Here is a 20,894-nt window from a genome sequence, read left to right as displayed (position 1 = left end):
AACAGGGGTACGCCAGGACCGGCGTGCGCCGGAACAGGGGTGCGCCGGAACAGGGGTGCGCCAGGACAGACGTGCCTTCGGAACGGGGTGCGCCGGCGGTCGAGGGCGTCAGAAGAGGCCGGTGACGCGCCCGTCGTCGTCGATCCCGATCCGCTCGGCGGCCGGGGAGGTGCCCAGGCCGGGCATGGTGCGCATCGTCCCGCAGATCGCGTAGAGGTACCCGGCGCCCACGGCGGCACGCAGCTCCCGGACCGGCAGGGACCACCCGCTGGGGGCGCCCTTGAGGGACGGGTCGGCGGTGGTCGACAGGTGGGTCTTGGCCACGACGACCGGCAGCCCGCCGAAACCCAGCTCCTCGTAGCGCTCCAGCTGGCGCTCCGCGGCCGGGGAGATCTCGAGGCCGTCGGCGCCGTAGACGCGGGTGGCGACCGCGGTGAGCTTGTCCTCGAGCGACTCGGTGAGCCCGTAGGTCGGGGTGTAGCCGGCCGGGTGCTCGCACGCGGCGGCCACGGCGTCGGCGAGCTCGGCAGCCCCCGCCCCGCCGTCGGCGACCGACGTGCACACGGCCACCTCGGCCCCGGCCGCCCGGGCGATCCGGCGGATCGCCTCGTGCTCCGAGGGGTGGTCCCCGGGGAACGCGTTGATCGCCACCACCGGGGAGACCCCGAAGGACCGGGCGATGGCCAGGTGGTGGAGCAGGTTGACGGCCCCGGCCTCGACGTCCCCGGGGTTCTCCTGGAGCATCTCGGCGGGCAGCGCCCGGCCCGGCCGCACGGAGTAGCGGCCCGAGTGGGCCTTCAACGCCCGCACCGTGGTGACGAGCACGGCCGCGTCCGGGGTCAGGCCGGAGACCCTGGCCTTGACGTTGACCAGACGCTCCAGGCCCATGTCCGCGCCGAACCCGGCCTCGGTGATGACGTAGTCGGCGTGCGCCATGGCCACGTAGTCGGCGACCACGGAGGAGTTGCCGGTCGCGATGTTGCCGAACGGCCCGGCGTGGACCAGGGCCGGGGTCGCCTCGAGGGTCTGCAGCAGGTTCGGCTGGAAGGCGTCCTGCAGCATCACCGCCATGGAGCCGGCGGCCCTGAGGTCCTCCGCGGAGACGGGCTCGCCGTCGTGCGTGTAGCCCACCACGATCCGGCCCAGGCGGCGGCGGAGGTCGGCGAAGGACGTGGCGAGCGAGAGGATCACCATCACCTCGGACGCGGCCGTGATGTCGAAGCCCGTCTGCCGGGGCACGCCGTCCTGGTGGTCGCCGAGGCCCACCACCACGGTGCGCAGGGCCCGGTCGTTGACGTCGAGGACCCGCCGCCACGTGATCGAGCGGACGTCCAGGCCCAGTGCGTTGCCGTGGTGCAGGTGGTTGTCGATCATCGCCGCCAGCAGGTTGTGCGCGGCGGTCACGGCGTGGAAGTCTCCGGTCAGGTGCAGGTTGAGCTTGTCCATCGGCAGCAGCTGGGCGTAGCCCGCCCCCGCGGCGCCGCCCTTGATGCCGAACGTGGGGCCCATGGAGGGCTGGCGCAGGGTCAGGGCGGCGGAGCGCCCGGTGGCGGCCATCCCCTGGGCCAGGCCCACCGCCGTGGCCGTCTTCCCCTCGCCCAGCGGCGTGGGCGTCAGCGCCGTGACCACCACGTAGCGCACGCCGCGGGCGTGCTTGCGGCCGGTGGCCTCCTCGGGGGTGGTCACCTCGTCCGGTCGCGGGTCGACCTTCGCGACGAACCGCCCGTAGGGCTCCAGGCGGTCGGGGGCGATGCCGGCCGCGGCCGCGATCTCGGTCACGGGGCGGGGCCGGGCGGCCTGGGCGATCTCCAGGTCCGAGGGCAGCGGGGCGGTGCCGTGCGTCATGGGCCCAGTCTGCTGGATCCGGGCCCGCTCCGGCGAGCGCCCCGCCGTCGTCCTGCCGTCCTCGTGCCGGTTCCGGCTCCCGGCGGTGCGGAACGCGCACGGGCCCGCGGTCCCGGAACCGGCACGGGCCCCGCGGCGCCGTCCCGAATACCGTGCCCGATACAGTGGAGGACGATGAAACTCCTCGAAGCCCTCTCCCCCGAGCTCGGCGCCCCGGGCCATCCGTACTACCGCGGCGACTTCGCCACCAACGCCCTGTCCGGGGACGAGGTCTACGAGGGGTTCCTCGGCTGGATCGCCTCCCGGGACATGGAGCTCTACCCCGCGCAGGACGAGGCCGTGCTCGAGTTCGCGAGCGGGTCGAACGTGATCCTCGCGACCCCGACCGGGTCCGGGAAGTCCACCGTGGCGGTCGCGGCGCACTTCGCGGGCCTCGCCGCCGGGCAGCGCTCCTACTACACCGCCCCGATCAAGGCGCTCGTGTCCGAGAAGTTCTTCTCCCTCGTGGAGATCTTCGGCGCGGAGAACGTCGGCATGGTCACCGGTGACTCCGCGGTCAACGCCGCCGCCCCGATCATCTGCTGCACCGCCGAGATCCTCGCCAACGTCGCCCTGCGCGAGGGCCGGGACGCGGACGTGGGGCCCGTGGTCATGGACGAGTTCCACTTCTACTCCGACCCCCAGCGCGGCTGGGCCTGGCAGGTGCCGCTGCTGGAGCTGCCCCAGGCGCAGTTCCTGCTCATGAGCGCCACGCTCGGGGACGTCTCCCGCTTCGAGGAGGGGATCACGGAGCTCACCGGGCGCCCGACCACCACGGTCTCCTCCGCGGAGCGGCCCATCCCGCTGCACCACTACTGGTCCGAGGACCCCATCCACGAGGCCCTCGAGGAGCTGCTGGGCACCAACCAGGCCCCGGTCTACGTGGTGCACTTCTCCCAGCTGCAGGCCATGGACCAGGCGCAGAACCTGATGTCCGTGAACGTGCTGACCAAGGAGGAGAAGGAGCGCATCGGCGAGCTGATCGCCGGGTTCCGCTTCTCCGCCGGCTTCGGCAAGACCCTCAACCGCCTGGTCCGCCACGGCATCGGCGTCCACCACGCCGGGATGCTGCCCAAGTACCGCCGGCTCGTGGAGCAGCTCGCCCAGACCGGGCTGCTCAAGGTCATCTGCGGCACCGACACCCTGGGGGTGGGCATCAACGTGCCCATCCGCACCGTGGTGATCACGGCGCTGTCCAAGTTCGACGGCGAGCGCACCCGCCGGCTCAACGCCCGCGAGTTCCACCAGATCGCCGGCCGGGCGGGACGGGCCGGCTACGACACCGCGGGCACCGTGGTGGTCCAGGCCCCCGAGCACGTCATCGAGAACAACAAGGCCATGAAGAAGGCCCACGCCAAGTTCGGCGACGATCAGAAGAAGCTGCGGCAGGTGGTGCGGAAGAAGCCGCCGCAGGGCTTCGTGTCCTGGGGCAAGCCCACCTTCGAGACCCTGGTGGCCTCCGAGCCGGAGCCGCTGACCTCCTCCTTCACGGTGACCCACTCGATGCTGCTCAATCTGCTGCAGCGCCCAGGGGACCCGGTGCTGGCGGCGTGGCACCTGCTGACCCACAACCACGAGACGCGGCAGCGCCAGCGCGTCCTGCTCCGGCAGGCCATCGGCATCCTCAAGGAGCTGCGCGCCGCCGGTGTGGTGGAGAAGCTCGACACCCCGGACGAGGAGGGCCGCACCTGGCGGCTCACCGTGGAGCTGCAGGAGAACTTCGCCCTCAACCAGCCGCTGTCCCCGTTCGCCCTCGCCGCCCTCACCCTGCTGGACCGCGAGGACCCGGGCTACGCCCTGGACGTTGTCTCCGTCATCGAGGCCACCCTGGAGAAGCCCCGCCAGGTGCTCAACATGCAGGAGAAGAAGGCCCGCGGGGAGGCCGTGGCGTCGATGAAGGCGGAGGGCCTCGACTACGACGAGCGGATGAAGGAGCTCGAGGACGTCAGCTACGCCAAGCCGCTCGAGGAGCTGCTGACCCAGGCGTTCGAGACCTACCGCACCGGCGCCCCCTGGGTGGCGCAGTTCGAGCTGACGCCGAAGTCCGTGGTGCGGGACATGTACGAGCGCGCCATGACGTTCGGTGACTACGTGCAGTTCTACGGGCTGGCCCGCTCCGAGGGCATCCTGCTGCGCTACCTCTCCGACGCCTACAAGGCGCTGCGCCAGACCGTGCCGCTGGACCTGCTCCGGGAGGACCTCGAGGACCTCGTCGAGTGGCTGGGCGAGCTCATCCGGCAGACCGACAACTCGCTGCTCGACGAGTGGGAGAAGCTGGCCGCCGGCGAGGAGTCCCCCATGGGCACGTCCGCGGACTCCCTCGAGGAGCTCATCGACGAGCAGCCGCCCGCGATCACGTCCAACCTCCGGGCGTTCCGGGTGATGGTCCGCAACGCCCTGTTCCAGCGCGTGGAGCTGTTCGCGGACGAGAAGGACAAGGTCCTGGGCGCCCTCGACGGGGAGCACGGCTGGGACCGGGACCGGTGGGCGGACGCCATGGACGCGTACTTCGCCGAGCACGAGGACATCTACACGGATCCCCAGTCGCGGGGTCCGGGACTGATCCGGATCGACGAGCAGCCCGAGGGCCTGCCCGGGTACTGGACCGTGGTGCAGGTCTTCGACGACCCGGACGGCCACCACGACTGGGGCATCAACGCCCGCATCGACCTGCGGGTCTCGGACGAGGACGGCTTCCCGGCCGTGGTCGTGGACAACGTGGGTCCCATCACCGAGACGGGGCGCTGAGCCGGACTCCCTCCGCGCCGCGGCGCCTGCCCGCCCCGCCCCGGGACGACGACGGAGCCCCCGGTGCGCACCTGCTCGGTGCGCGCCGGGGGCTCCTGGTCCCGGTGCGCGGGGCGCCGGTGCTCAGACGGCGGAGCTGCCGCCGCCGCGGGGATCGTCCGGGGTCGTGGTCCCGGTCGCGTCCTGCGTCTCGGACCGGGCGCCGGAGAGCGCCTCGGCCTCCGGGTCCGGCACGGCGTCCGGCTCGGGGCCCACACCGGTGGTCTCGAACTCGTCGTGCTTGCCGCGGGCGCGGTCCAGCAGCTCGTGGAAGTGCTTCTCGGACTCGAGCAGCTCCTGGCGGTGCTTGTCGGAGATCTTCGGCATCTGCTGCTGGTACCTGGCGGCCTTGTCGGCCAGCTTCCGGCGCTCCTCGGCCGGGGCGTCCTGCGGCAGGGTCACGTACTTCTCGGCGACGGTCTGCAGGCCGTTGAGCACCCGCAGGGCCCGGCCCTTGGGGCTGTAGAGGGAGGCCAGGACGGTGACGGCCAGGACGCCCACGATGACGGTCAGCGACAGGCCGATGCCGACCTCGACGACCTCCACGTGCTCGCCGTTGTTGATGAAGCCCAGGTTGTTCTCGTGCAGCGCGTGCAGGATCAGCTTGATCCCGATGAAGCCGAGGATGATGGCCAGGCCCCAGGAGAGGTAGATGAGCCGGTCCAGCAGCCCGTCGATGAGGAAGTACAGCTGGCGCAGGCCCATCAGCGAGAACGCCACGGCGGTGAACACCAGGTAGGTCTGCTGGGTCAGGCCGAAGATCGCGGGGATCGAGTCCAGGGCGAAGAGGACGTCCGTGCCGCCGATGGCCACCATGACGAGGAGCATCGGCGTCATGACCTTCTTGCCGTTCTCCATCGTGAACAGCTTGTCGCCGTCGTACTCGTCCGAGGTGTGCATGAAGCGCTTGGCGGTGCGGATGATGAAGTTGTCGGCCTCGTCGTGCGCGGAGTCCGAGAGCTCGCCCTTGATCAGGGAGCCGGCCGTCAGCAGCAGGATGAGACCGAACAGGTAGAAGACCCACGCGAACTGGTTGATCAGCCCCGCGCCCACGAAGATCAGGGCGGTCCGGGCGATCAGGGCGAAGGTGATGCCGAACAGCAGGACCTTCTGCTGGTCCGCGCGCGGGACCTTGAAGGACGCCATGATGATGAGGAACACGAAGAGGTTGTCCACCGACAGGGCCTTCTCCGTGATGTACCCGGCGTAGTACTCCCCGGCGTACCGGCCTCCCCACTGGAGGAGCACGTACAGGCCGAAGACTAGGGCGATGCCCACGTAGATCGCCGACCAGATCGCGGCTTCCTTCAGCTGGGGCTCGTGCGCCTTGCGCACGTGGAACACGTAGTCGAACAGGAGCAGGCCGATGATGGCCGCGACCGTGACGATCCAGACGGTGAGTGAGACTTCCATGGTTCTGCTTTCGGGGTCGAGTACGGGACAGCCGTAAGTCTCTCCGCCGGCCGCGCGGGACCGTTCCGGTCCGTCGTGCTGGGCTCGGCCGCTGCGTCCGGCCGGGCTGAGTCACCCGACGTGCTGACGTCCACAGCGCTGAGGGATACTCCCCTAGGCTGGGGACAGTCTATACGGGCCCCGCGCGCCTTCCGCACAGGCCCGGGGCGGGCCGCCCCGGCGGGCTCAGGCGTGCCCGGCCTGCTGCATCTGCCGCAGCTCCTTCTTCAGGTCCGAGAGCTCGTCCCGGATCCGCGCGGCGAGCTCGAACTGCAGCTCCTGGGCCGCGGCCTGCATCTGCTCGGTCATCTGCGCGATGAGGTCCACGAGGTCCTCCGCTGGGGCGGCCGTGAACCCGTCCTGGCGCAGCTTGTCCTCCGCGGCCGCGGCGGCGTCCCGTCCGCCCTTCCCCCCGGTCGGGGCGGTCTTCTTGCCGGCGGCGGCCCGCCGGGCGAGCAGCTCCCGGGTGTCCTCCTCCTCGCGCTGGAGCTGGTCCGTGATGTCGGCGATCTTCTTCCGCAGCGGCTGCGGGTCGATCCCGTGCTCCGTGTTGTAGGCGACCTGGATCTCCCGGCGCCGGTTCGTCTCCTCGATCGCCGTGGCCATCGAGTCGGTGATCCGGTCGGCGTACATGTGCACCTGCCCGGAGACGTTGCGGGCGGCGCGGCCGATCGTCTGGATCAGGGACGTCGTCGAGCGCAGGAAGCCCTCCTTGTCGGCGTCGAGGATCGCCACGAGGGACACCTCGGGCAGGTCCAGGCCCTCCCGGAGCAGGTTGATGCCGACCAGGACGTCGAACGAGCCCATCCGCAGCTCGCGCAGCAGCTCCACGCGGCGCAGCGTGTCGACGTCGGAGTGCAGGTACTGGACCCGGACCCCGTGCTCCATGAGGTACTCGGTGAGGTCCTCGGCCATCCGCTTGGTGAGGGTGGTGACGAGCACGCGCTCGTCCCGCTCGACCCGCAGGTTGATCTCGTCGAGGAGGTCGTCGATCTGCCCCTTGGTGGGCTTGACGATCACCTCGGGGTCCACCAGGCCCGTGGGCCGGATGATCTGCTCCACGTAGCCGTCCGCCTGGGACAGCTCGTACTTGCCCGGGGTCGCGGAGAGGTAGACGGTCTGGCCGATCCGCTCCAGGAACTCGTCCCACTTCAGCGGGCGGTTGTCCATCGCGGAGGGCAGCCGGAAGCCGTGCTCCACCAGGGTGCGCTTGCGGGACATGTCGCCCTCGTACATGCCGCCGATCTGCGGGATGGTCACGTGGGACTCGTCGACCACCAGCAGGAAGTCGTCGGGGAAGTAGTCGATGAGGCAGTGCGGTGCGGAGCCGCGGGGGCGGCCGTCGATGTGCAGCGAGTAGTTCTCGATGCCGTTGCAGTAGCCCATCTGCTCCATCATCTCGAGGTCGTACGTGGTGCGCATCCGCAGCCGCTGGGCCTCGACGAGCTTGTTCTGCGCCTCCAGCTCCTTGAGCCGCGCGGCGAGCTCGTCCTCGATGGACTTCACGGCCGTGGCCATCCGGTCCGCGCCCGCCACGTAGTGGGAGGCGGGGAAGACGTACATCTCGGTCTCCTCCCGGATGATTTCCCCCGTGAGCGGGTGGAGGGTGTAGATGGACTCGATCTCGTCGCCGAAGAACTCCACGCGGATCGCGTGCTCCTCGTACATCGGGATGATCTCCACGGTGTCCCCGCGCACGCGGAACGTGCCTCGGTGGAAGTCGACGTCGTTGCGGGCGTACTGCATGTTCACGAACCGGCGCAGCAGCTCGTCGCGGTCCATCTCCTGGCCCCGGCGCAGGGTGACCATCTGCGCCACGTACTCCTCGGGGGTGCCCAGGCCGTAGATGCAGGAGACGGTGGCGACGACGACGACGTCGCGCCGGGTCAGCAGCGCGTTGGTCGCCGAGTGCCGCAGCCGCTCGACCTCCTCGTTGATCGAGGAGTCCTTCTCGATGAAGGTGTCCGTCTGCGGGACGTAGGCCTCGGGCTGGTAGTAGTCGTAGTAGGACACGAAGTACTCGACGGCGTTGTTCGGCAGCAGCTCGCGCAGCTCGTTCGCGAGCTGCGCGGCGAGCGTCTTGTTCTGCACCATGACGAGGGTCGGCCGCTGGACGCGCTCGATGAGCCACGCGGCGGTCGCGGACTTGCCGGTGCCGGTGGCGCCGAGCAGCACGACGTCCTTCTCCCCCGCCTCGATCCTCGTGGCGAGCTCCTCGATGGCCCGGGGCTGGTCGCCCGCGGGCACGTAGTCGGAGATGACCTCGAAGGGTGCGACGACACGGTTGATCTTCTGGGCGAGGCTCATGGCACCAGGCTACGCGCCGCCCCGGACACGGGACCCGGGTTCCTCCGGAGGCGATCGGCCGGTGCGCGGGACGCCGTAGGCTCGTCCCACGAGGCGCTCCGGGAGGCTCCGTGCCGCCGCCGGCGCCGGGCCCGGTGGCAGGACGACAGGAGGACGGCGTGGCCGAGGAACGACGGCGGAGCGGCGGCCACGAGGACCGCTCCGTGGGCGGGCAGGACCTCACGGCCTGGCCGACCCGCCTCGGGCAGCTCCTGGTCCGGTGCGTCCGGTGGCTGGCCCGGCGGCTCGGGCCCCACGCGGCGGTCCTCGTCCCGCTCGGGCTCGGCCTGGGCGTCGCGGTGACCATGACGGTCGCCACGGCGGAGGTCTACGAGTCCGTCATGGACCAGGACGACGCCGCGGCGCTGGACGAGCCGCTGCTGGAGGCGGCAATGGCGGTGCGCTCGCCGGCCCTGGACGCTCTCGTGACGGCCTACACGCACGTGGGCGGGCCGGTCGGCATGACGGTCCTGACGGTGGCCGTCATGGCGGCGCTGGCCCTGGCGCGGCGGTCCTGGACCCCGGTCGTGCTGGTCACGGCGGCCGCTGCGGGCTCCCTGCTCATGACCGTCGCCGGGAAGCCGCTGATCGGCCGGTCCCGGCCGGACCTCGAGGACGCCGTCCCGCCCTACGAGTACTCGGCGTCCTTCCCCAGCGGCCACTCCCTGAACGCGTTCGTCATCGCGGGGATCGTGGCCTATCTGCTGGTCCTGCGGCAGCGCGCCCGTCCGGCCCGGGTCCTGACGATCGCCGCCGCGGCGGCCTTCGCGCTCACCATGGCGCTGAGCCGGGTGTACCTGGGCCACCACTGGTTCACCGACGTGCTGGTCGCGCAGACCCTCGGGGCGGCGTGGCTGGCGGTGGTCATCACGACGCACCGGCTGCACCTCACCGTCCGGCACCGGGATGCCGGCGGCGCCCGCCCCTGACCGGCCGGCTCCCGTCCCGCCCACCGCACCGGGATCCCGCCGGAGGCCGCCGGCCCCCGGCGGACGGCGACCGCCGGGGACGCGGACCCGGGCGGACGGGAAATACGCCGCGGGCGTCGCCGGTTGCACAGGGCACACCGCCGCCGCCCGGCGGGCCGCCACCCGAGCCTGCAGGCCACCGTCGAGAGGAACACCGTGTCCATCGTCATCACCGGAGCCACCGGCCAGCTGGGCCGCCACGTCATCAGCTCGCTCCTGCGCCTGGACGTGCAGCTGCCGGACCTCGTGGCCGCCGGCCGCAACGAGGACAAGCTCGGGGCCCTGCGTGAGCTGGGCCTGGCCACGGTCCGGGTCGACTACACCGATCCCGCGACCCTGGACGAGGCCTTCGCCGGGGCCGGCACGGTGCTGCTGATCTCGAGCAGCGAGGTGGGCCGGCGGGTGTCCCAGCACCGGAACGCGGTGGACGCCGCCGTCCGGGCCGGGGTGTCCCGGCTCGTCTACACCAGCGCCCTCGGCGCCGACCGCGGGAAGCTGCTGCTCGCGGACGAGCACCTGGCCACGGAGCAGGCCATCGCCGAGTCCGGGCTCCCTTACACGATCCTGCGCAACGGCTGGTACACGGAGAACTTCGAGCCGGCCCTGCGGCACGCGGAGCGCACCGGCGTGGTCCTGGCCAGCGCCGGGGACGGCCGGGTGGCCAGCGCCACGCGCGAGGACTACGCGGAGGCGATCGCCGCGGTCCTCGCCCAGGACGGCCACTCCGGGCAGACCTACGAGCTCTCCGGGGACGTGGCGTGGAGCTTCGACGAGCTCGCCGCGGCGCTCACCGAGGTCCTGGACCGGGAGGTGACCTACCGGCGCCTGACCCCCGAGCAGCACCTGGCCGAGCTGGAGCGGACCGGGGTGGACGAGAGCACCGCGCGCTTCCTGGTGGCCCTGGACGCCAACATCGAGGACGGCGCCCTGGACCTCGTCACCGGGGACCTGTCCCGGCTGCTCGGCCGGCACACCACCCCGCTGGTCGACGCGCTGCGCGAGATGCGCTGATCCCCGCTCCCCCGGTTCCCGAGGGCCGGTTCGTCAGTTGCGGGAGGTCCCGGCCCGCGGGCCGCCGCGGGAGTCGTCACGGTGGTACAGGTACTCGTTGCCGTGCTCGTCCCGCTCGATCACGAAGTGCTTCTGGCACTCCTCGTACCAGGCGTGGGCCCGTTCGCTCTCCTCGGCGCCGTGGGTCTCCGGCGGCACGCGATCGGCGGCCCCGTAGACCTTGAGGGCGATCTGGTTCAGCCGGTCCAGCAGGCGGTAGCCCGACGACGGTGAGTCCTCGTTGACGGTGTGCTGGTCTTCGGTCATGGCGTCCCCCCGGTGACCGCGATGCGGATGGGACCATTCTAAGCCTCCTGCCGCGCCGGGCGAAGGCCGAGCAAGAACTCCGGAGACTCCCGTGACGTCTCCCGGGCGCCCGTCACATCCGCTGGTACTTGGCCCGGACCACCATGAACGCTCCGTAGCAGATGAGCCCCAGGGCGACGGCCCCGAGGATCCACGCCCCGAAGGGCTGCTCCTGGAGGGACTTGAGGGCCCCGTCCAGACCGGTCGACTGCTCCGGGTCGTGCTGCACCGTGGCCACGACGAAGAGCACGCCGAGCACGCCCAGGGCCACGCCCTTCGCGACGTAGCCGGCCGCGCCCAGTCCCACCACGGCCGATCCGGCCCGGCCGGGCGGCAGGCTCTTCAGGTTCTCCCGGAAGGACCGCGTCACACCGCGGTGGACGAAGAAGGCACCGGCGACGACGAGACCCAGGCCCACGGCGATCAGCAGCAACGTGCCGGCCGGATGCGCCATCAGCCGGGCACTCAGCGACTGCGTCGACCGGCTGCTGTCGCTCGAGCCCCCGAGGGCGTAGACCCCGAACACCGCACCGATCGCGCCGTAGACGACTGCTTGGCCGCCCATCTTGGCCCGGTGCTTGAGCCGTTCCCGGTCCGAGCGCCGGGTCGCGCCGAAGAACACCTCGCTGAACAGAAACACGGCGAGCGCCGCGCAGCCCAGGAAGCACGCCCACAGCAGGACCGTGCCGCCGGGGCTGCCGGCGAGCGCGGCGACGGCGCCGGACTGGTCGGCGGAGCCTGAGCCGCCGGTGGCGACGCGCAGCGCGATGACGCCGATCATGACGTGCAGCAGTCCCGCGGCCACGTATCCGGCGCGCGCGGCGAGGCGGAACCCCCAGGAGTCCGTCGCGTCGTCCGCGGCGTCGGCCGCCCTCGTGGCCTGCCGGCCGACCTCGCCCATGGCTCCTCCTGCGGTGTGGGACTCCATCGTGCGCCTGCGGACCGCCGGTGTCCACGACGCCGTTCGGCTGACACCGTGCGGCAGCCGCGTTCCGCCCGGCGCAGGGGTTCCCGGCAGCAACGAGTTGTCCCGGGCGGGTCCTCCCCGCCGGTGCGGGGAGGAGACTGGGAGCATGAGCACAGATTTCGGACGAACGGCCACGACGGCCTCCGGCGGCACCAGGGCGGGAGCCGTGGACGGGGACCTGGCCCGGCGGCTGAGCGACCTGGCCCGCGCCCTGCAGGTGGAGCAGGACGTCCAGGGCACGCTCGAGGCCATGGTGCACGCCGCGCTGGAGCTCGTCCCCGGGGTGGTGGCCGCCTCGATCTCGGTGGCCCGGCGCCGGCACGGGATCGAGTCCCGGGCCGCGTCCGGGGAGCTGCCCCGCAGGGTGGACCAGCTGCAGGCGGACACCGGCGAGGGACCGTGCATGGACGCGGCCTTCGAGCAGCGGATCGTGCGCGTGCCCGACTTCCGCCACGAGGACCGGTGGCCGCGGTTCGCCCCGGCCGCCCTGGAAGCCGGTGCCACGTCCATGCTCGCCTTCCAGCTCTACACCGACGGCGACGTCCTCGGGGCGCTCAACGTCTACGGAGCCGGCTTCGGCGCCTTCACCGAGGAGTCCGAGGAGATCGGCCTGCTGGTTGCGGCCCACGCCGCGGTGGCCCTGGCCGCCGCCCAGCAGGTGAGCCACCTGCACGAGGCCCTGGCCACCCGGGACCTCATCGGGCAGGCGAAGGGCGTGCTCATGGAACGGTTCAGGATCACGCCCCACGAGGCGTTCGTCCTCCTGACCACCGCCAGCTCCCAGACGAACACCAAGCTGCGGGACGTGGCCGAGCAGCTGGCCACCACCGGTGTCCTCACCGGCGAACCGCCCGCGGAAGCGGCCGGCCCGCAGGACTTCTGATCGTGCTCGGATCCCGGTCGCTCAGCCGCCGAGCCCTGCGTTGAGCCGCGCGGCCTGTCGCACGAGGTGGTCGCGTTCGGGGGCGCTGAGCGCCGACCGGGCGGCTTCGGCGTAGAGCCGCGCCGCGGTCACGGGGTCGCCGTCGCGCTCGTGGAGGTACGCCGCGGCGGCGGTGTACCGGGGCAGGGCGGGGTCGAGGTCGGCGAGGGCGGCGAGACCGGCCCGGGCCCCCTCGGCCTCCCCGAGGGCGACGGCGCGGTTGAGGCGGGCAACGGGGCTGCCGGTGAGCCGCACGAGCTCGTCGTACCACTCGACGATCTGCGGCCAGTCGGTCTCCCCGGCGGTGCGGGCGTCGGCGTGGAGCGCGGCGACGGCCGCCTGGGCCTGGTACTCGCCCAGGCGGTCCCGGCGCAGGGCACTCTGGAGCACGTCGACGCCCTCGGCGATCAGGTGGGTGTCCCACAGGCCGCGGTCCTGCTCCGCGAGGGGCACGAGGCTGCCGTCGGCGCGGGTCCGGGCGGGTCGCCGGGCGTGGTGGAGCAGCATGAGCGCCAGCAGTCCCGCCACCTCCTCGTGCTCGATCCCGGCCGCCAGCTGACGGGTGAGCCGGATCGCCTCGGCGGCGAGGTCCACGTCCCCGGAGTAGCCCTCGTTGAAGACCAGGTAGAGCACGCGCAGCACCGTGGCCGGGTCCCCGGGCCGGTCGAGCCGGACGCCCGCGACGGTCCGCTTGGCCCGGCTGATCCGCTGCGCCATGGTGGGCTCGGGCACGAGATAGGCCCGGGCGATCTGGCGCGTGGTCAGCCCGCCGACCGCGCGCAGGGTGAGCGCGACCGCCGAGGCCGGTGTCAGGGACGGGTGCGCGCACAGGAAGTACAGCTGCAGCGTGTCGTCGGCCGTCGTCCCCGGTCCGGGCACGGGCTCGTCCTCCGCCCGGAGCTCGCGCCGGCGCCGGGAGGTGTCGGCGCGCGAGGAGTCGAGGAACCGGCGCCAGGCCACGGCGACCAGCCACGCCCTCGGGTTCCGGGGCGGGTTCCCCGGCCACACGCGCACCGCCTCGACCAGGGCGTCCTGCACGGCGTCCTCGGCCGCCGCGAAGCCGGCTCCGCGGCGGACGAGGACCCCGATCACGGTGGGGATGAGGGTCCGCAGCAGGGCCTCGTCCACCGTGGATCACTCCGTGACGGTCGGCGGCGCGCCCAGGAACGGACGCACCTCGAGCCACTCGTGGATGGGCCTGCCGCCCGCGCCGGGCGCCGCGGACAGCTCCCCGGCCAGTTCGAGCGCCCGCTCCCAGGAGTCGACGTCGATCACCATCCAGCCGGCGATCAGGTCCTTGGTCTCCGCGAACGGGCCGTCGGTGACCGGCGGGCGCCCCTCGCCGTCGTGGCGGACGAACGTGCCCTCCGGGGACAGCGCCTGCGCGTCGACGAACTCCCCGGTGCCCTTGAGCCGGTCGGCGAAGTCCTCCATGTAGCGCACGTGCGCCGAGACCTCCTCCGGCGTCCACCGGTCCATCGGCACGTCGTTGACCGCCGCCGGCGCGCCTCGGTAGTGCTTGAGCAACAGGTACTTGGCCATGATGTCCTCCTCGCTGGGATACGGCCCATTGTGGCCGCATGCACCCCGGGGACGGAGCCGCGGACAGGATTTCGACATCCCACCGGGACGATGTCCGGCGCCCTCCCTCCACGGCCGGGGCAGGACTACGCTCGGTCTCGACGGAGGCCGCAGAGGACGTGGGCGCCGGTGCGACTCATGGATCCGGCAGTCGTCCGGAGTGCCAGCAGTTCCCTGCGCACTCGCAGCCGAGCGAACGGAGCGACCAGATGGCACGGACCCGCATCCACAACTTCTCCGTCTCGCTGGACGGCTTCGCGACCGGCGACGGCCAGTCGTCCGAGGCGCCCATGGGACACGCCGGCCAACGGCTGCACGAGTGGATGATCGCCACCCGCTTCGGCGCACCGATCATGGGGCGCCGGGGCGGCACGGCCGGGGTGGACGACGCGTTCGCCCAGCAGCACCAGCCGGGCATCGGCGCCGAGATCATGGGCGCCGGCAAGTTCGGCCCACCGGGCTGGCAGGACGACGCCGACTGGACCGGGTGGTGGGGCCCCAACCCCCCGTTCCGCACGCCGGCCTTCGTGCTGACCCACCGCCCGCGGCCCTCGATCGAGATGGAGGGCGGGACCACCTTCCACTTCCTCGACGCCGCACCGGCCGAGGCGCTCCACGCCGCCCGTGCGGCCGCCGGCGGACTGGATGTGCGCATCGGCGGTGGCCCGACCGTCGTGCGGGACTTCCTGGCCGCGGGCCTGGTGGACCACCTGCACCTGGTCCAGGTGCCGATCGTGCTCGGCCGCGGCGTCCGGGTGTGGGACGGGCTGGAGGCGCTCGAGCAGGACTACGACGTCGAGGTCGTCTCGGCGCCCAGCGGGGTCACCCACCTGACCTTCGACCGCAGGACCGCGTGACGGGGTCATCTTCCGGGCCCGTGGTGGCCACCGCGGTGGAGCGGCGAGCGTGCGAGCAGACGGCGTGCAGCGGTGGGGGTGCCCCCGGGCGGTGACCGCCCGAGGCGAGCCCGCAGCACGCCACCCGTTCCCGGGTGTCGAGAACGAGGTGCCGGCTCCGTCCCAAAGGCACGGGTGGCCACTACCGGCCGCACCAGGACCTCACGACGCAAGGAGAAGATCATGTCGATCCAGCGGATGGACCACGTGGGTGTCGTCGTCGGCGATCTCGAAGCCGCCGTGGCGTTCTTCCTCGACCTCGGCATGGAGCTGGAGGGCCGGGCGCCGATCGAGGGACAGTGGGTGGACCGTGTCTCGGGGCTCGAGGGCGTGCGGGTCGACGTCGCCATGCTGCGGACCCCCGACGGCCACGGCCGGCTCGAACTGACGACGTTCCACAGCCCCGAAGCGGTCAGCGCTGCGCCGCAGAACGCCCCGGGGAACACCCTGGGGCTGCGCAGCATCATGTTCGCCGTCGACGACATCGACGCCACCATCGCGGCGCTGCAGTCCCGCGGCGCGGAACTCGTCGGTGACGTGGTGCAGTACCAGGACAGCTACCGGCTCTGCTACGTCCGCGGCCCCGAGGGGATCATCGTCGCGCTGGCCGAGCAGCTCGGCTGAGCGCCCGGGACGCGAGCCGCTCGGCCATCGGCACGGGTTCGGCGCCATCCTGAGCGTGCTCTCGAGCAGCTGCCGCAACAGTTCACGCTCGGTGGCGAACACCGCGTATGACGTCGCTCCACACCCGCATCAGGACGGGCGAGGCCGCCGGAAACGCGCCCGTCCGGGGACCGGTGCTGCACGCGGGAGGTCCGAGCGAGCGGGGCGTGCACGGCCTCGACGTCCGGCAGGCCACGGAGGACGCCGAGCCCTTCTTCGCCGAGCGCTCGGCGCCGGTCCTGCGGCGTGGCGACGCCCTCAAGCACCGGTGGGTGCAGCCGGATCGGATGGGTCCGGCGGCCCGGCGCGGGGGCGCACCGCTCTTGGAGGGAGTGCCTCCGGGTTCCCGGGATCCGGGAACCAGATCTGGACCAGGGCCCACCCCACCGCGGTCAGCGGCACGGCCAGCACGGCCCCGACGACACCGGAGAGGATCCCTCCGGCAGCCAGGGCGAGCAGCACCACCAGCGGGTGCAGGCTCAGGGCCCGGCCGAGCACCATCGGCTGGAGCACCCGGCCGTCGAGCTGGTTGATGGCCACCACCACCGCCACCACCACCAGCGCCACCACGGGACCGTTGGCCACCAGGGCCACCAGGGCCGCGACACCCCCGATCAGAGCGGCTCCCACGATGGGGATGAATCCGCCCAGAAAGATCAGCACGGACAGGGGCAGGGCCAGAGGCACCCGCAGCACCAGCAGGGTGAGTCCGATGACCACCGCCTCCAGCAGCGCCACCACGGCGGTGCCGCGCACGTAGCCTCCCAGCACGTGCAGGGCCGTGGTGCCCGACACGAGCAGCTTCGCCAAGGTCTCACCGTGGAAACGGCGCAGGAAGAACGCCCAGATCCTGGCCCCGTCCTGGAGGAAGAAGTAGAGGATCACGGCCACCAGCACCGCACCGGTGATCACCTGAGTGGCCGCGGAGATCCCCAGAAGTGCCCCGGCGCCGAACCGGGGGCCGGCCGTGAAATCCACGACGGCCGTGATGGCCTCGTCCAGGCCCTGCTGACCGACCGGAACCGGACCGGCCACGATGAACTCCCGCAGCCGTTCCAGCCCGCCCACTGCGGAGGCCACCAGCTCCGCCCACTCGCTGCGCACCGCGAACACCATGCCGGTGACCACCCCGCCCAGGACCACGATCGCGGCCAGGAACACGATCCAGGTCGCCAGCGCCCCCGGCACGCCCCGCCGGCGCAGGAACGCGACCAGCGGGTTCAGGGCCGCGGCCAGGATCAGGGCGATCAGCAACGGGATCACGACCAGTTTGAGCTGGATCAACCCGTAGACCACCACCGCTCCCGCGCTCAGCAGCACCAGCCCCTGCAAGGCTCGGGTGGTCGCCCGCCCCAGCGGATCCGCCCACAGGTCACGAGGGTGCGAGGCGCTGCGATGCCGTGGGCGCGTCATCGGAATCCGCCTCCCCAGTCCCGCCGTCGACCTGGCTTCAGGATGCGCCCACGGGCTCGTGGATGCCAAGCCCCGGGACAGTGCCCGACGACAGCGCCGCACCCGGCCCCGGGTCCGGTGCCCCGACGCGGCGACCCACGCGCCGGCCGGCGAGTGGACGGTCCACCCCCCCTGTTGCATCACAGGGGGGTCGCATGGCAGTCCTGCTGAGCCGGAGCAGGTTGCACGCAGTGCGAGGCCACTGTCCGGTGCATGGGTCGTTCGGTTACTTCGTGTCGGCAGGAGCACCCAGCTGGTGATACCCGCCTCGACCGGGCGGCACACTTAATAAAAGGTCCGTCCCGGTGCGGAGCCGGCCATCAGGCGGATCATGGGAACTCAGATCGAGCCGACCGCTCCGACCGTCGGCATCGGGTGGTTTCCCCGGCAACGTGGAGGAAAGAGCACCGGCAGAGCCGGAACCGTCCCCGGCGCCCTGACCTTCGCCGTCGCGGCCACGGCGCCGTCGGTGATCGGGTTCCTGCGCTAGGTGTTCGTGGTCCCCCTGGCCTCCATCTGCGCTCCGGGGGATTCCGCCACCGGCACCGCGGTGGAGGCCGCCGGGACTGCCCAGCACCAGGTCGACGGGGCCCTGCTGGGCGAGCACCTGGGCCAGATCCTCGTCCTGGGCTCGGCGGGGAGACCTGTCCACAGATTCGCCCCCGGGTTCCCGCTCGGGCACCGACCGGACCCGGTCCGGAGAGGAGCACCATCATGGCCGCTGAGGAACCCCACACCGTGGAGGGCCAGGGCACGACCGGTCCCACCCCGGACAGCACGATGCGCGCGGTGGTGCGCGACAGGTACGGCCCTGCCGAGGTCCTGCACCTGGCACGGATACCGGTGCCCGAGCCCGGCAAGAAGGAGGTGCTCCTGCGCGTGCGCGCGGCCGGTCTGGACCGGGGCACCTGGCACCTGATGACGGGCCGGCCCTACCTGTTGCGCCTGGGCTTCGGGCTGCGGGCACCGAGGAACCCGGTGGCCGGGATGGAAGTCGCTGGCACGGTCGTGGCCCTCGGCGCCGCCGTCACCGGCCTCTCCGTCGGGCAGGAGGTGTACGGGGCAGCCCGCGGCTCGTTCGCCGAGTACGCCGTGGCCCGGGCCGATCAGCTCGCCCCCGCCCCGGGGAGCCTGACCGCCGAGCAGGCGGCGGTGGTGCCGGTCTCCGAAGCCACCGCCCTGCAGGCCCTGGGACGGGCCGGACGCCTGCAGGCAGGGCAGACGGTGCTGATCACCGGGGCCTCCGGCGGAGTCGGGTCCTACGCCGTGCAACTGGCCAAGGCCTTCGGGGCAGACGTCACCGCCGTGACCAGCACCGCCACGGTCGACCACGTCCGCTCCCTGGGCGCGGACCACGTCATCGACCGCACCCGCGAGGACTTCGCCGACGGAACCCACCACTACGACCTCGTCCTGGACCTGGCCGGCAACCCACCGCTGTCCCGGCTGCGCCGGGCCCTGGCACCGACCGGAACGGCCGTGCTCGTGGGCGGGGAGGAGGGCGACCGCCTCACCGGTGGCATGGGACGGACACTGCGCGCAGCAGCCCTCTCCCCGTTCGTGGGCCAGCGGTTCACCAACGTCGTGTCCACCACCCGCACCGCAGGCCTCCAACGGCTCACCGAGCTCATCGAGGCCGGTCGAGTGACTCCGCACGTCGACGGCACCTACCCGTTGGAACAGGCTGCTGAGGCCATGGCACGACTCGAGGCCGGTCAAGTGCGAGGAAAGATCGCCATCACCGTCTGAGCACACCTGGGCCCAACCAGCTGCGCGGCGGTGTCATCTTCGGTGGTCGGGTAACGATCCGGGAGAGGTCAGCGGGCCGGTCCGGAAGGCCGTTCTACGCTGGGGACACCGCCCGGCCCAGGAGTCCTTCGGGTCCGGCCCGCGGTCCGGGGCCGTGGACCGGCCCGTCATCCCATCGATTCCTTGGTCTGTGCGTACTGCCGGGATGTGCTGTCGCGGTGACGTGGGACCCAGAGGTCGACATCGTCGTCCATGACGACTGGACCCGCAGCACTGTTCTCCGGGCGCAGGGACCTCACCGGAGGTGACCTGCGCCGGTCGAGAGGGAGACGACAATGTCATCATCGGCACGATCCTCGCGTTCCGCGTTCGCCGCCGCCACGGCGGCGGTGCTCCTCCTCGGGACCGGCGGGGCAACGGCCGCCCCGCCCTCCCCCGCCGGGCCGGCGGCCGCTCCGGCCGTTTCAGCGACCCCGTCGGCGTCGGCCACCGGCTCCGACGCCTGTGTCACCGACGTCGACGACGTCGTCACCCGGGAACCCTCGGCGCAGATGGCCGAGCCCCTGCCCGAGGAGCTGGCGACGACGTTGGATGCCGCTGCCCGGGCCTCGTTCGGCCAGGCGTCCGCGCCCGGTGCGGTGGTGGGCGTCTCCTCCCCCGAGGGCACCTGGACGGCCGCCTACGGGGTGGCCGACCCCGCCACCGGGGAGCCCATGGAGCTGGGCGTGCACACCCGCATCGGGTCGGTCACCAAGCCCTTCACCGCCACCTTGATCCTGCAGCTGGCCGAGGAGGGACAGCTCGCCCTGGAGGACCCCGTCGCCGACTACATCGAAGGCATCCCCAACGGGGAGCAGATCACCCTGCGGCAGCTCGCCAACATGACCAGCGGTGTGGCCAGCTACACCCGCAGCACTCGGTTCACGGACCGCTTCTTCGCGGATCCGCAGCAGGTCTTCACCCCGGAGGAACTGGTCGCCGTCGGCGTCTCCGAATCCCCCCTGTTCGCCCCCGGTGAGCAGTTCGACTACTCCAACACCAACTACATCCTGCTGGGCCTGGTCATCGAGCAGGTCACCGGCCAGCCGGTCGGGGAGGTCCTGGAGGAGCAGATCTTCGATCCACTGGACCTCGACGAGACCACCTGGCCCGGGGACTCCACCGAGATGCCGGAACCCTCCGCGCGGGGCTTCACGCTCCAGGGCGACACCGCGACCCCGGATGCACCGGCCGATGCCACCCACTGGAATCCCTCGTGGGGAGACACCGCCGGGGCCCTGATCTCGGACATGGACGACCTGCTGGTCTACGGCCGGGCCATGGGCACCGGGCACGGGCTGCTGGAGCCGGAGGCCCAGCAGGAGCGCCTCACCTCGTTCCGACCACCCGAGTCCGGCTACGGGCTGGGCTTCGGATGCATCGACGGCTGGGTGGGGCACACCGGGACACAACCCGGCTACAACACCACCGTCTACTACGACACCACCACCGACACCACCGTGGTCGTGCAGGCCACCAGTGACATCGCCTCCGGGGACTGCCCGGAGTCCCCGGTGCTGGCCGACGACCCCAGGACCCTGTCCTGCGCCACTCCGGCCACACGGATCTTCGCGGGGCTCTCCACCGCCCTGGGCCACACCTTCACCCCCAACCCGGAACGCTGACCGTCCGCATCGCCGGATCGGTCGAACGCCGACCCGGCGCGTGGGATCACCCGGTCGTCCTGCCCGACGGGGCTGCTCCCCCGTCGTCGACCTCCTCGACGACGAGACGGTAGACGCCCCAGCCGGCCAGCACGGTGGTCGCGAGAAGGCCGAACCGGTGCCCCCGCAGGATCACAGTGGCCGGGACAGTGGGGATCACCGCCTCGG

17 protein-coding genes are annotated in these 20,894 nt (G+C 72.1%); 8 read left to right on the top strand and 9 right to left on the bottom strand.

Annotated elements, in window-relative coordinates:
* Positions 1 to 108: 108 nt before the first annotated feature.
* A complete protein-coding gene (locus ACPYN7_RS07740; RefSeq protein WP_058874518.1) occupies positions 109 to 1,845 on the bottom strand; it encodes a formate--tetrahydrofolate ligase in 1,737 nt (578 codons plus the stop codon).
* A gap of 174 nt (positions 1,846 to 2,019) precedes the next feature.
* On the opposite strand from ACPYN7_RS07740, the gene ACPYN7_RS07735 reads away from it, so the two are divergent.
* Positions 2,020 to 4,632, top strand: a complete 2,613-nt coding sequence (locus ACPYN7_RS07735) for a DEAD/DEAH box helicase (RefSeq protein ID WP_424347250.1) — start codon at positions 2,020 to 2,022, stop codon at positions 4,630 to 4,632.
* Between the two features lie 123 nt (positions 4,633 to 4,755).
* Here the strand turns inward: ACPYN7_RS07735 and ACPYN7_RS07730 are convergent, their stop codons facing one another.
* Together ACPYN7_RS07730 and uvrB are read right to left on the bottom strand one after the other, a co-directional pair.
* On the bottom strand, positions 4,756 to 6,084 hold the full coding sequence (locus tag ACPYN7_RS07730) for a TerC family protein (protein ID WP_058874516.1): 1,329 nt from the start codon (positions 6,082 to 6,084) through the stop codon (positions 4,756 to 4,758).
* Between the two features lie 225 nt (positions 6,085 to 6,309).
* Positions 6,310 to 8,430 carry an excinuclease ABC subunit UvrB gene (gene uvrB, locus ACPYN7_RS07725; protein WP_058874515.1) on the bottom strand — a complete coding sequence of 707 codons (2,121 nt, stop codon included), beginning with the start codon at positions 8,428 to 8,430 and terminating at the stop codon, positions 6,310 to 6,312.
* 158 nt (positions 8,431 to 8,588) lie between these two features.
* Here uvrB and ACPYN7_RS07720 point away from each other — a divergent pair, with 158 nt between their 5' ends.
* On the top strand, positions 8,589 to 9,398 hold the full coding sequence (locus ACPYN7_RS07720; RefSeq protein ID WP_424347249.1) for a phosphatase PAP2 family protein: 810 nt from the start codon (positions 8,589 to 8,591) through the stop codon (positions 9,396 to 9,398).
* 195 nt (positions 9,399 to 9,593) lie between these two features.
* Positions 9,594 to 10,448, top strand: coding sequence for an SDR family oxidoreductase (locus ACPYN7_RS07715; RefSeq protein ID WP_424347248.1), 855 nt, complete (start codon positions 9,594 to 9,596; stop codon positions 10,446 to 10,448).
* Between the two features lie 33 nt (positions 10,449 to 10,481).
* On the opposite strand, the gene ACPYN7_RS07710 is transcribed toward ACPYN7_RS07715, so the two are convergent.
* The gene (locus ACPYN7_RS07710) at positions 10,482 to 10,754 is read right to left on the bottom strand and encodes a hypothetical protein (protein WP_368825496.1); all 273 of its coding nucleotides are present in this window, start codon (positions 10,752 to 10,754) and stop codon (positions 10,482 to 10,484) included.
* A 112-nt stretch (positions 10,755 to 10,866) separates the two neighbouring features.
* Positions 10,867 to 11,694: a DUF1206 domain-containing protein gene (locus tag ACPYN7_RS07705; protein WP_424347247.1), complete on the bottom strand. Its 828-nt coding sequence runs from the start codon at positions 11,692 to 11,694 to the stop codon at positions 10,867 to 10,869.
* 172 nt (positions 11,695 to 11,866) lie between these two features.
* Here ACPYN7_RS07705 and ACPYN7_RS07700 point away from each other — a divergent pair, with 172 nt between their 5' ends.
* Positions 11,867 to 12,643 (top strand): ANTAR domain-containing protein, encoded by a 777-nt coding sequence (locus ACPYN7_RS07700; protein WP_424347246.1) that lies wholly within the window; start codon positions 11,867 to 11,869, stop codon positions 12,641 to 12,643.
* Positions 12,644 to 12,664: 21 nt separating this feature from the next.
* Here ACPYN7_RS07700 and ACPYN7_RS07695 read toward each other — a convergent pair whose 3' ends face one another.
* Both ACPYN7_RS07695 and ACPYN7_RS07690 read right to left on the bottom strand, forming a co-directional pair.
* On the bottom strand, positions 12,665 to 13,810 hold the full coding sequence (locus ACPYN7_RS07695; RefSeq protein WP_424347245.1) for an RNA polymerase sigma factor: 1,146 nt from the start codon (positions 13,808 to 13,810) through the stop codon (positions 12,665 to 12,667).
* A gap of 6 nt (positions 13,811 to 13,816) precedes the next feature.
* Positions 13,817 to 14,224, bottom strand: coding sequence for a YciI family protein (locus ACPYN7_RS07690; RefSeq protein WP_368825502.1), 408 nt, complete (start codon positions 14,222 to 14,224; stop codon positions 13,817 to 13,819).
* Between the two features lie 248 nt (positions 14,225 to 14,472).
* On the opposite strand from ACPYN7_RS07690, the gene ACPYN7_RS07685 reads away from it, so the two are divergent.
* Positions 14,473 to 15,120 carry a dihydrofolate reductase family protein gene (locus ACPYN7_RS07685; protein WP_424347244.1) on the top strand — a complete coding sequence of 216 codons (648 nt, stop codon included), beginning with the start codon at positions 14,473 to 14,475 and terminating at the stop codon, positions 15,118 to 15,120.
* Positions 15,121 to 15,342: 222 nt separating this feature from the next.
* Positions 15,343 to 15,783 (top strand): VOC family protein, encoded by a 441-nt coding sequence (locus ACPYN7_RS07680; protein ID WP_424347243.1) that lies wholly within the window; start codon positions 15,343 to 15,345, stop codon positions 15,781 to 15,783.
* Positions 15,784 to 16,080: 297 nt separating this feature from the next.
* Here the strand turns inward: ACPYN7_RS07680 and ACPYN7_RS07675 are convergent, their stop codons facing one another.
* Positions 16,081 to 17,235, bottom strand: a complete 1,155-nt coding sequence (locus ACPYN7_RS07675; RefSeq protein WP_424347242.1) for an AI-2E family transporter — start codon at positions 17,233 to 17,235, stop codon at positions 16,081 to 16,083.
* 753 nt (positions 17,236 to 17,988) lie between these two features.
* Between ACPYN7_RS07675 and ACPYN7_RS07670 the strand changes: the two genes are divergently transcribed.
* Both ACPYN7_RS07670 and ACPYN7_RS07665 read left to right on the top strand, forming a co-directional pair.
* On the top strand, positions 17,989 to 19,023 hold the full coding sequence (locus ACPYN7_RS07670; protein WP_424347241.1) for an NAD(P)-dependent alcohol dehydrogenase: 1,035 nt from the start codon (positions 17,989 to 17,991) through the stop codon (positions 19,021 to 19,023).
* Between the two features lie 335 nt (positions 19,024 to 19,358).
* On the top strand, positions 19,359 to 20,687 hold the full coding sequence (locus tag ACPYN7_RS07665) for a serine hydrolase domain-containing protein (protein ID WP_424347240.1): 1,329 nt from the start codon (positions 19,359 to 19,361) through the stop codon (positions 20,685 to 20,687).
* A gap of 46 nt (positions 20,688 to 20,733) precedes the next feature.
* Here ACPYN7_RS07665 and ACPYN7_RS07660 read toward each other — a convergent pair whose 3' ends face one another.
* Positions 20,734 to 20,886, bottom strand: a complete 153-nt coding sequence (locus ACPYN7_RS07660) for a hypothetical protein (protein WP_424347239.1) — start codon at positions 20,884 to 20,886, stop codon at positions 20,734 to 20,736.
* Between the last annotated feature and the right edge of the window lie 8 nt (positions 20,887 to 20,894).

The organism is Kocuria sp. CH-021 (assembly GCF_049716185.1).
In the GTDB taxonomy this organism is placed as follows: domain Bacteria; phylum Actinomycetota; class Actinomycetes; order Actinomycetales; family Micrococcaceae; genus Kocuria; species Kocuria cellulosilytica.
The sequence above is the reverse complement of the archived record's forward strand: the minus strand, read 5'-3'. Positions and strand labels throughout refer to the sequence as shown.

Coding starts and splice junctions, on each gene's coding strand:
- ACPYN7_RS07740 (WP_058874518.1), bottom strand. CDS start 1,845: ATGACGCACGGCACCGCCCCGCTGCCCTCGGACCTGGAGATCGCCCAG.
- ACPYN7_RS07735 (WP_424347250.1), top strand. CDS start 2,020: ATGAAACTCCTCGAAGCCCTCTCCCCCGAGCTCGGCGCCCCGGGCCAT.
- ACPYN7_RS07730 (WP_058874516.1), bottom strand. CDS start 6,084: ATGGAAGTCTCACTCACCGTCTGGATCGTCACGGTCGCGGCCATCATC.
- uvrB (WP_058874515.1), bottom strand. CDS start 8,430: ATGAGCCTCGCCCAGAAGATCAACCGTGTCGTCGCACCCTTCGAGGTC.
- ACPYN7_RS07710 (WP_368825496.1), bottom strand. CDS start 10,754: ATGACCGAAGACCAGCACACCGTCAACGAGGACTCACCGTCGTCGGGC.
- ACPYN7_RS07705 (WP_424347247.1), bottom strand. CDS start 11,694: ATGGGCGAGGTCGGCCGGCAGGCCACGAGGGCGGCCGACGCCGCGGAC.
- ACPYN7_RS07700 (WP_424347246.1), top strand. CDS start 11,867: ATGAGCACAGATTTCGGACGAACGGCCACGACGGCCTCCGGCGGCACC.
- ACPYN7_RS07690 (WP_368825502.1), bottom strand. CDS start 14,224: ATGGCCAAGTACCTGTTGCTCAAGCACTACCGAGGCGCGCCGGCGGCG.
- ACPYN7_RS07685 (WP_424347244.1), top strand. CDS start 14,473: ATGGCACGGACCCGCATCCACAACTTCTCCGTCTCGCTGGACGGCTTC.
- ACPYN7_RS07680 (WP_424347243.1), top strand. CDS start 15,343: ATGTCGATCCAGCGGATGGACCACGTGGGTGTCGTCGTCGGCGATCTC.
- ACPYN7_RS07675 (WP_424347242.1), bottom strand. CDS start 17,235: ATGACGCGCCCACGGCATCGCAGCGCCTCGCACCCTCGTGACCTGTGG.
- ACPYN7_RS07670 (WP_424347241.1), top strand. CDS start 17,989: ATGGCCGCTGAGGAACCCCACACCGTGGAGGGCCAGGGCACGACCGGT.
- ACPYN7_RS07665 (WP_424347240.1), top strand. CDS start 19,359: ATGTCATCATCGGCACGATCCTCGCGTTCCGCGTTCGCCGCCGCCACG.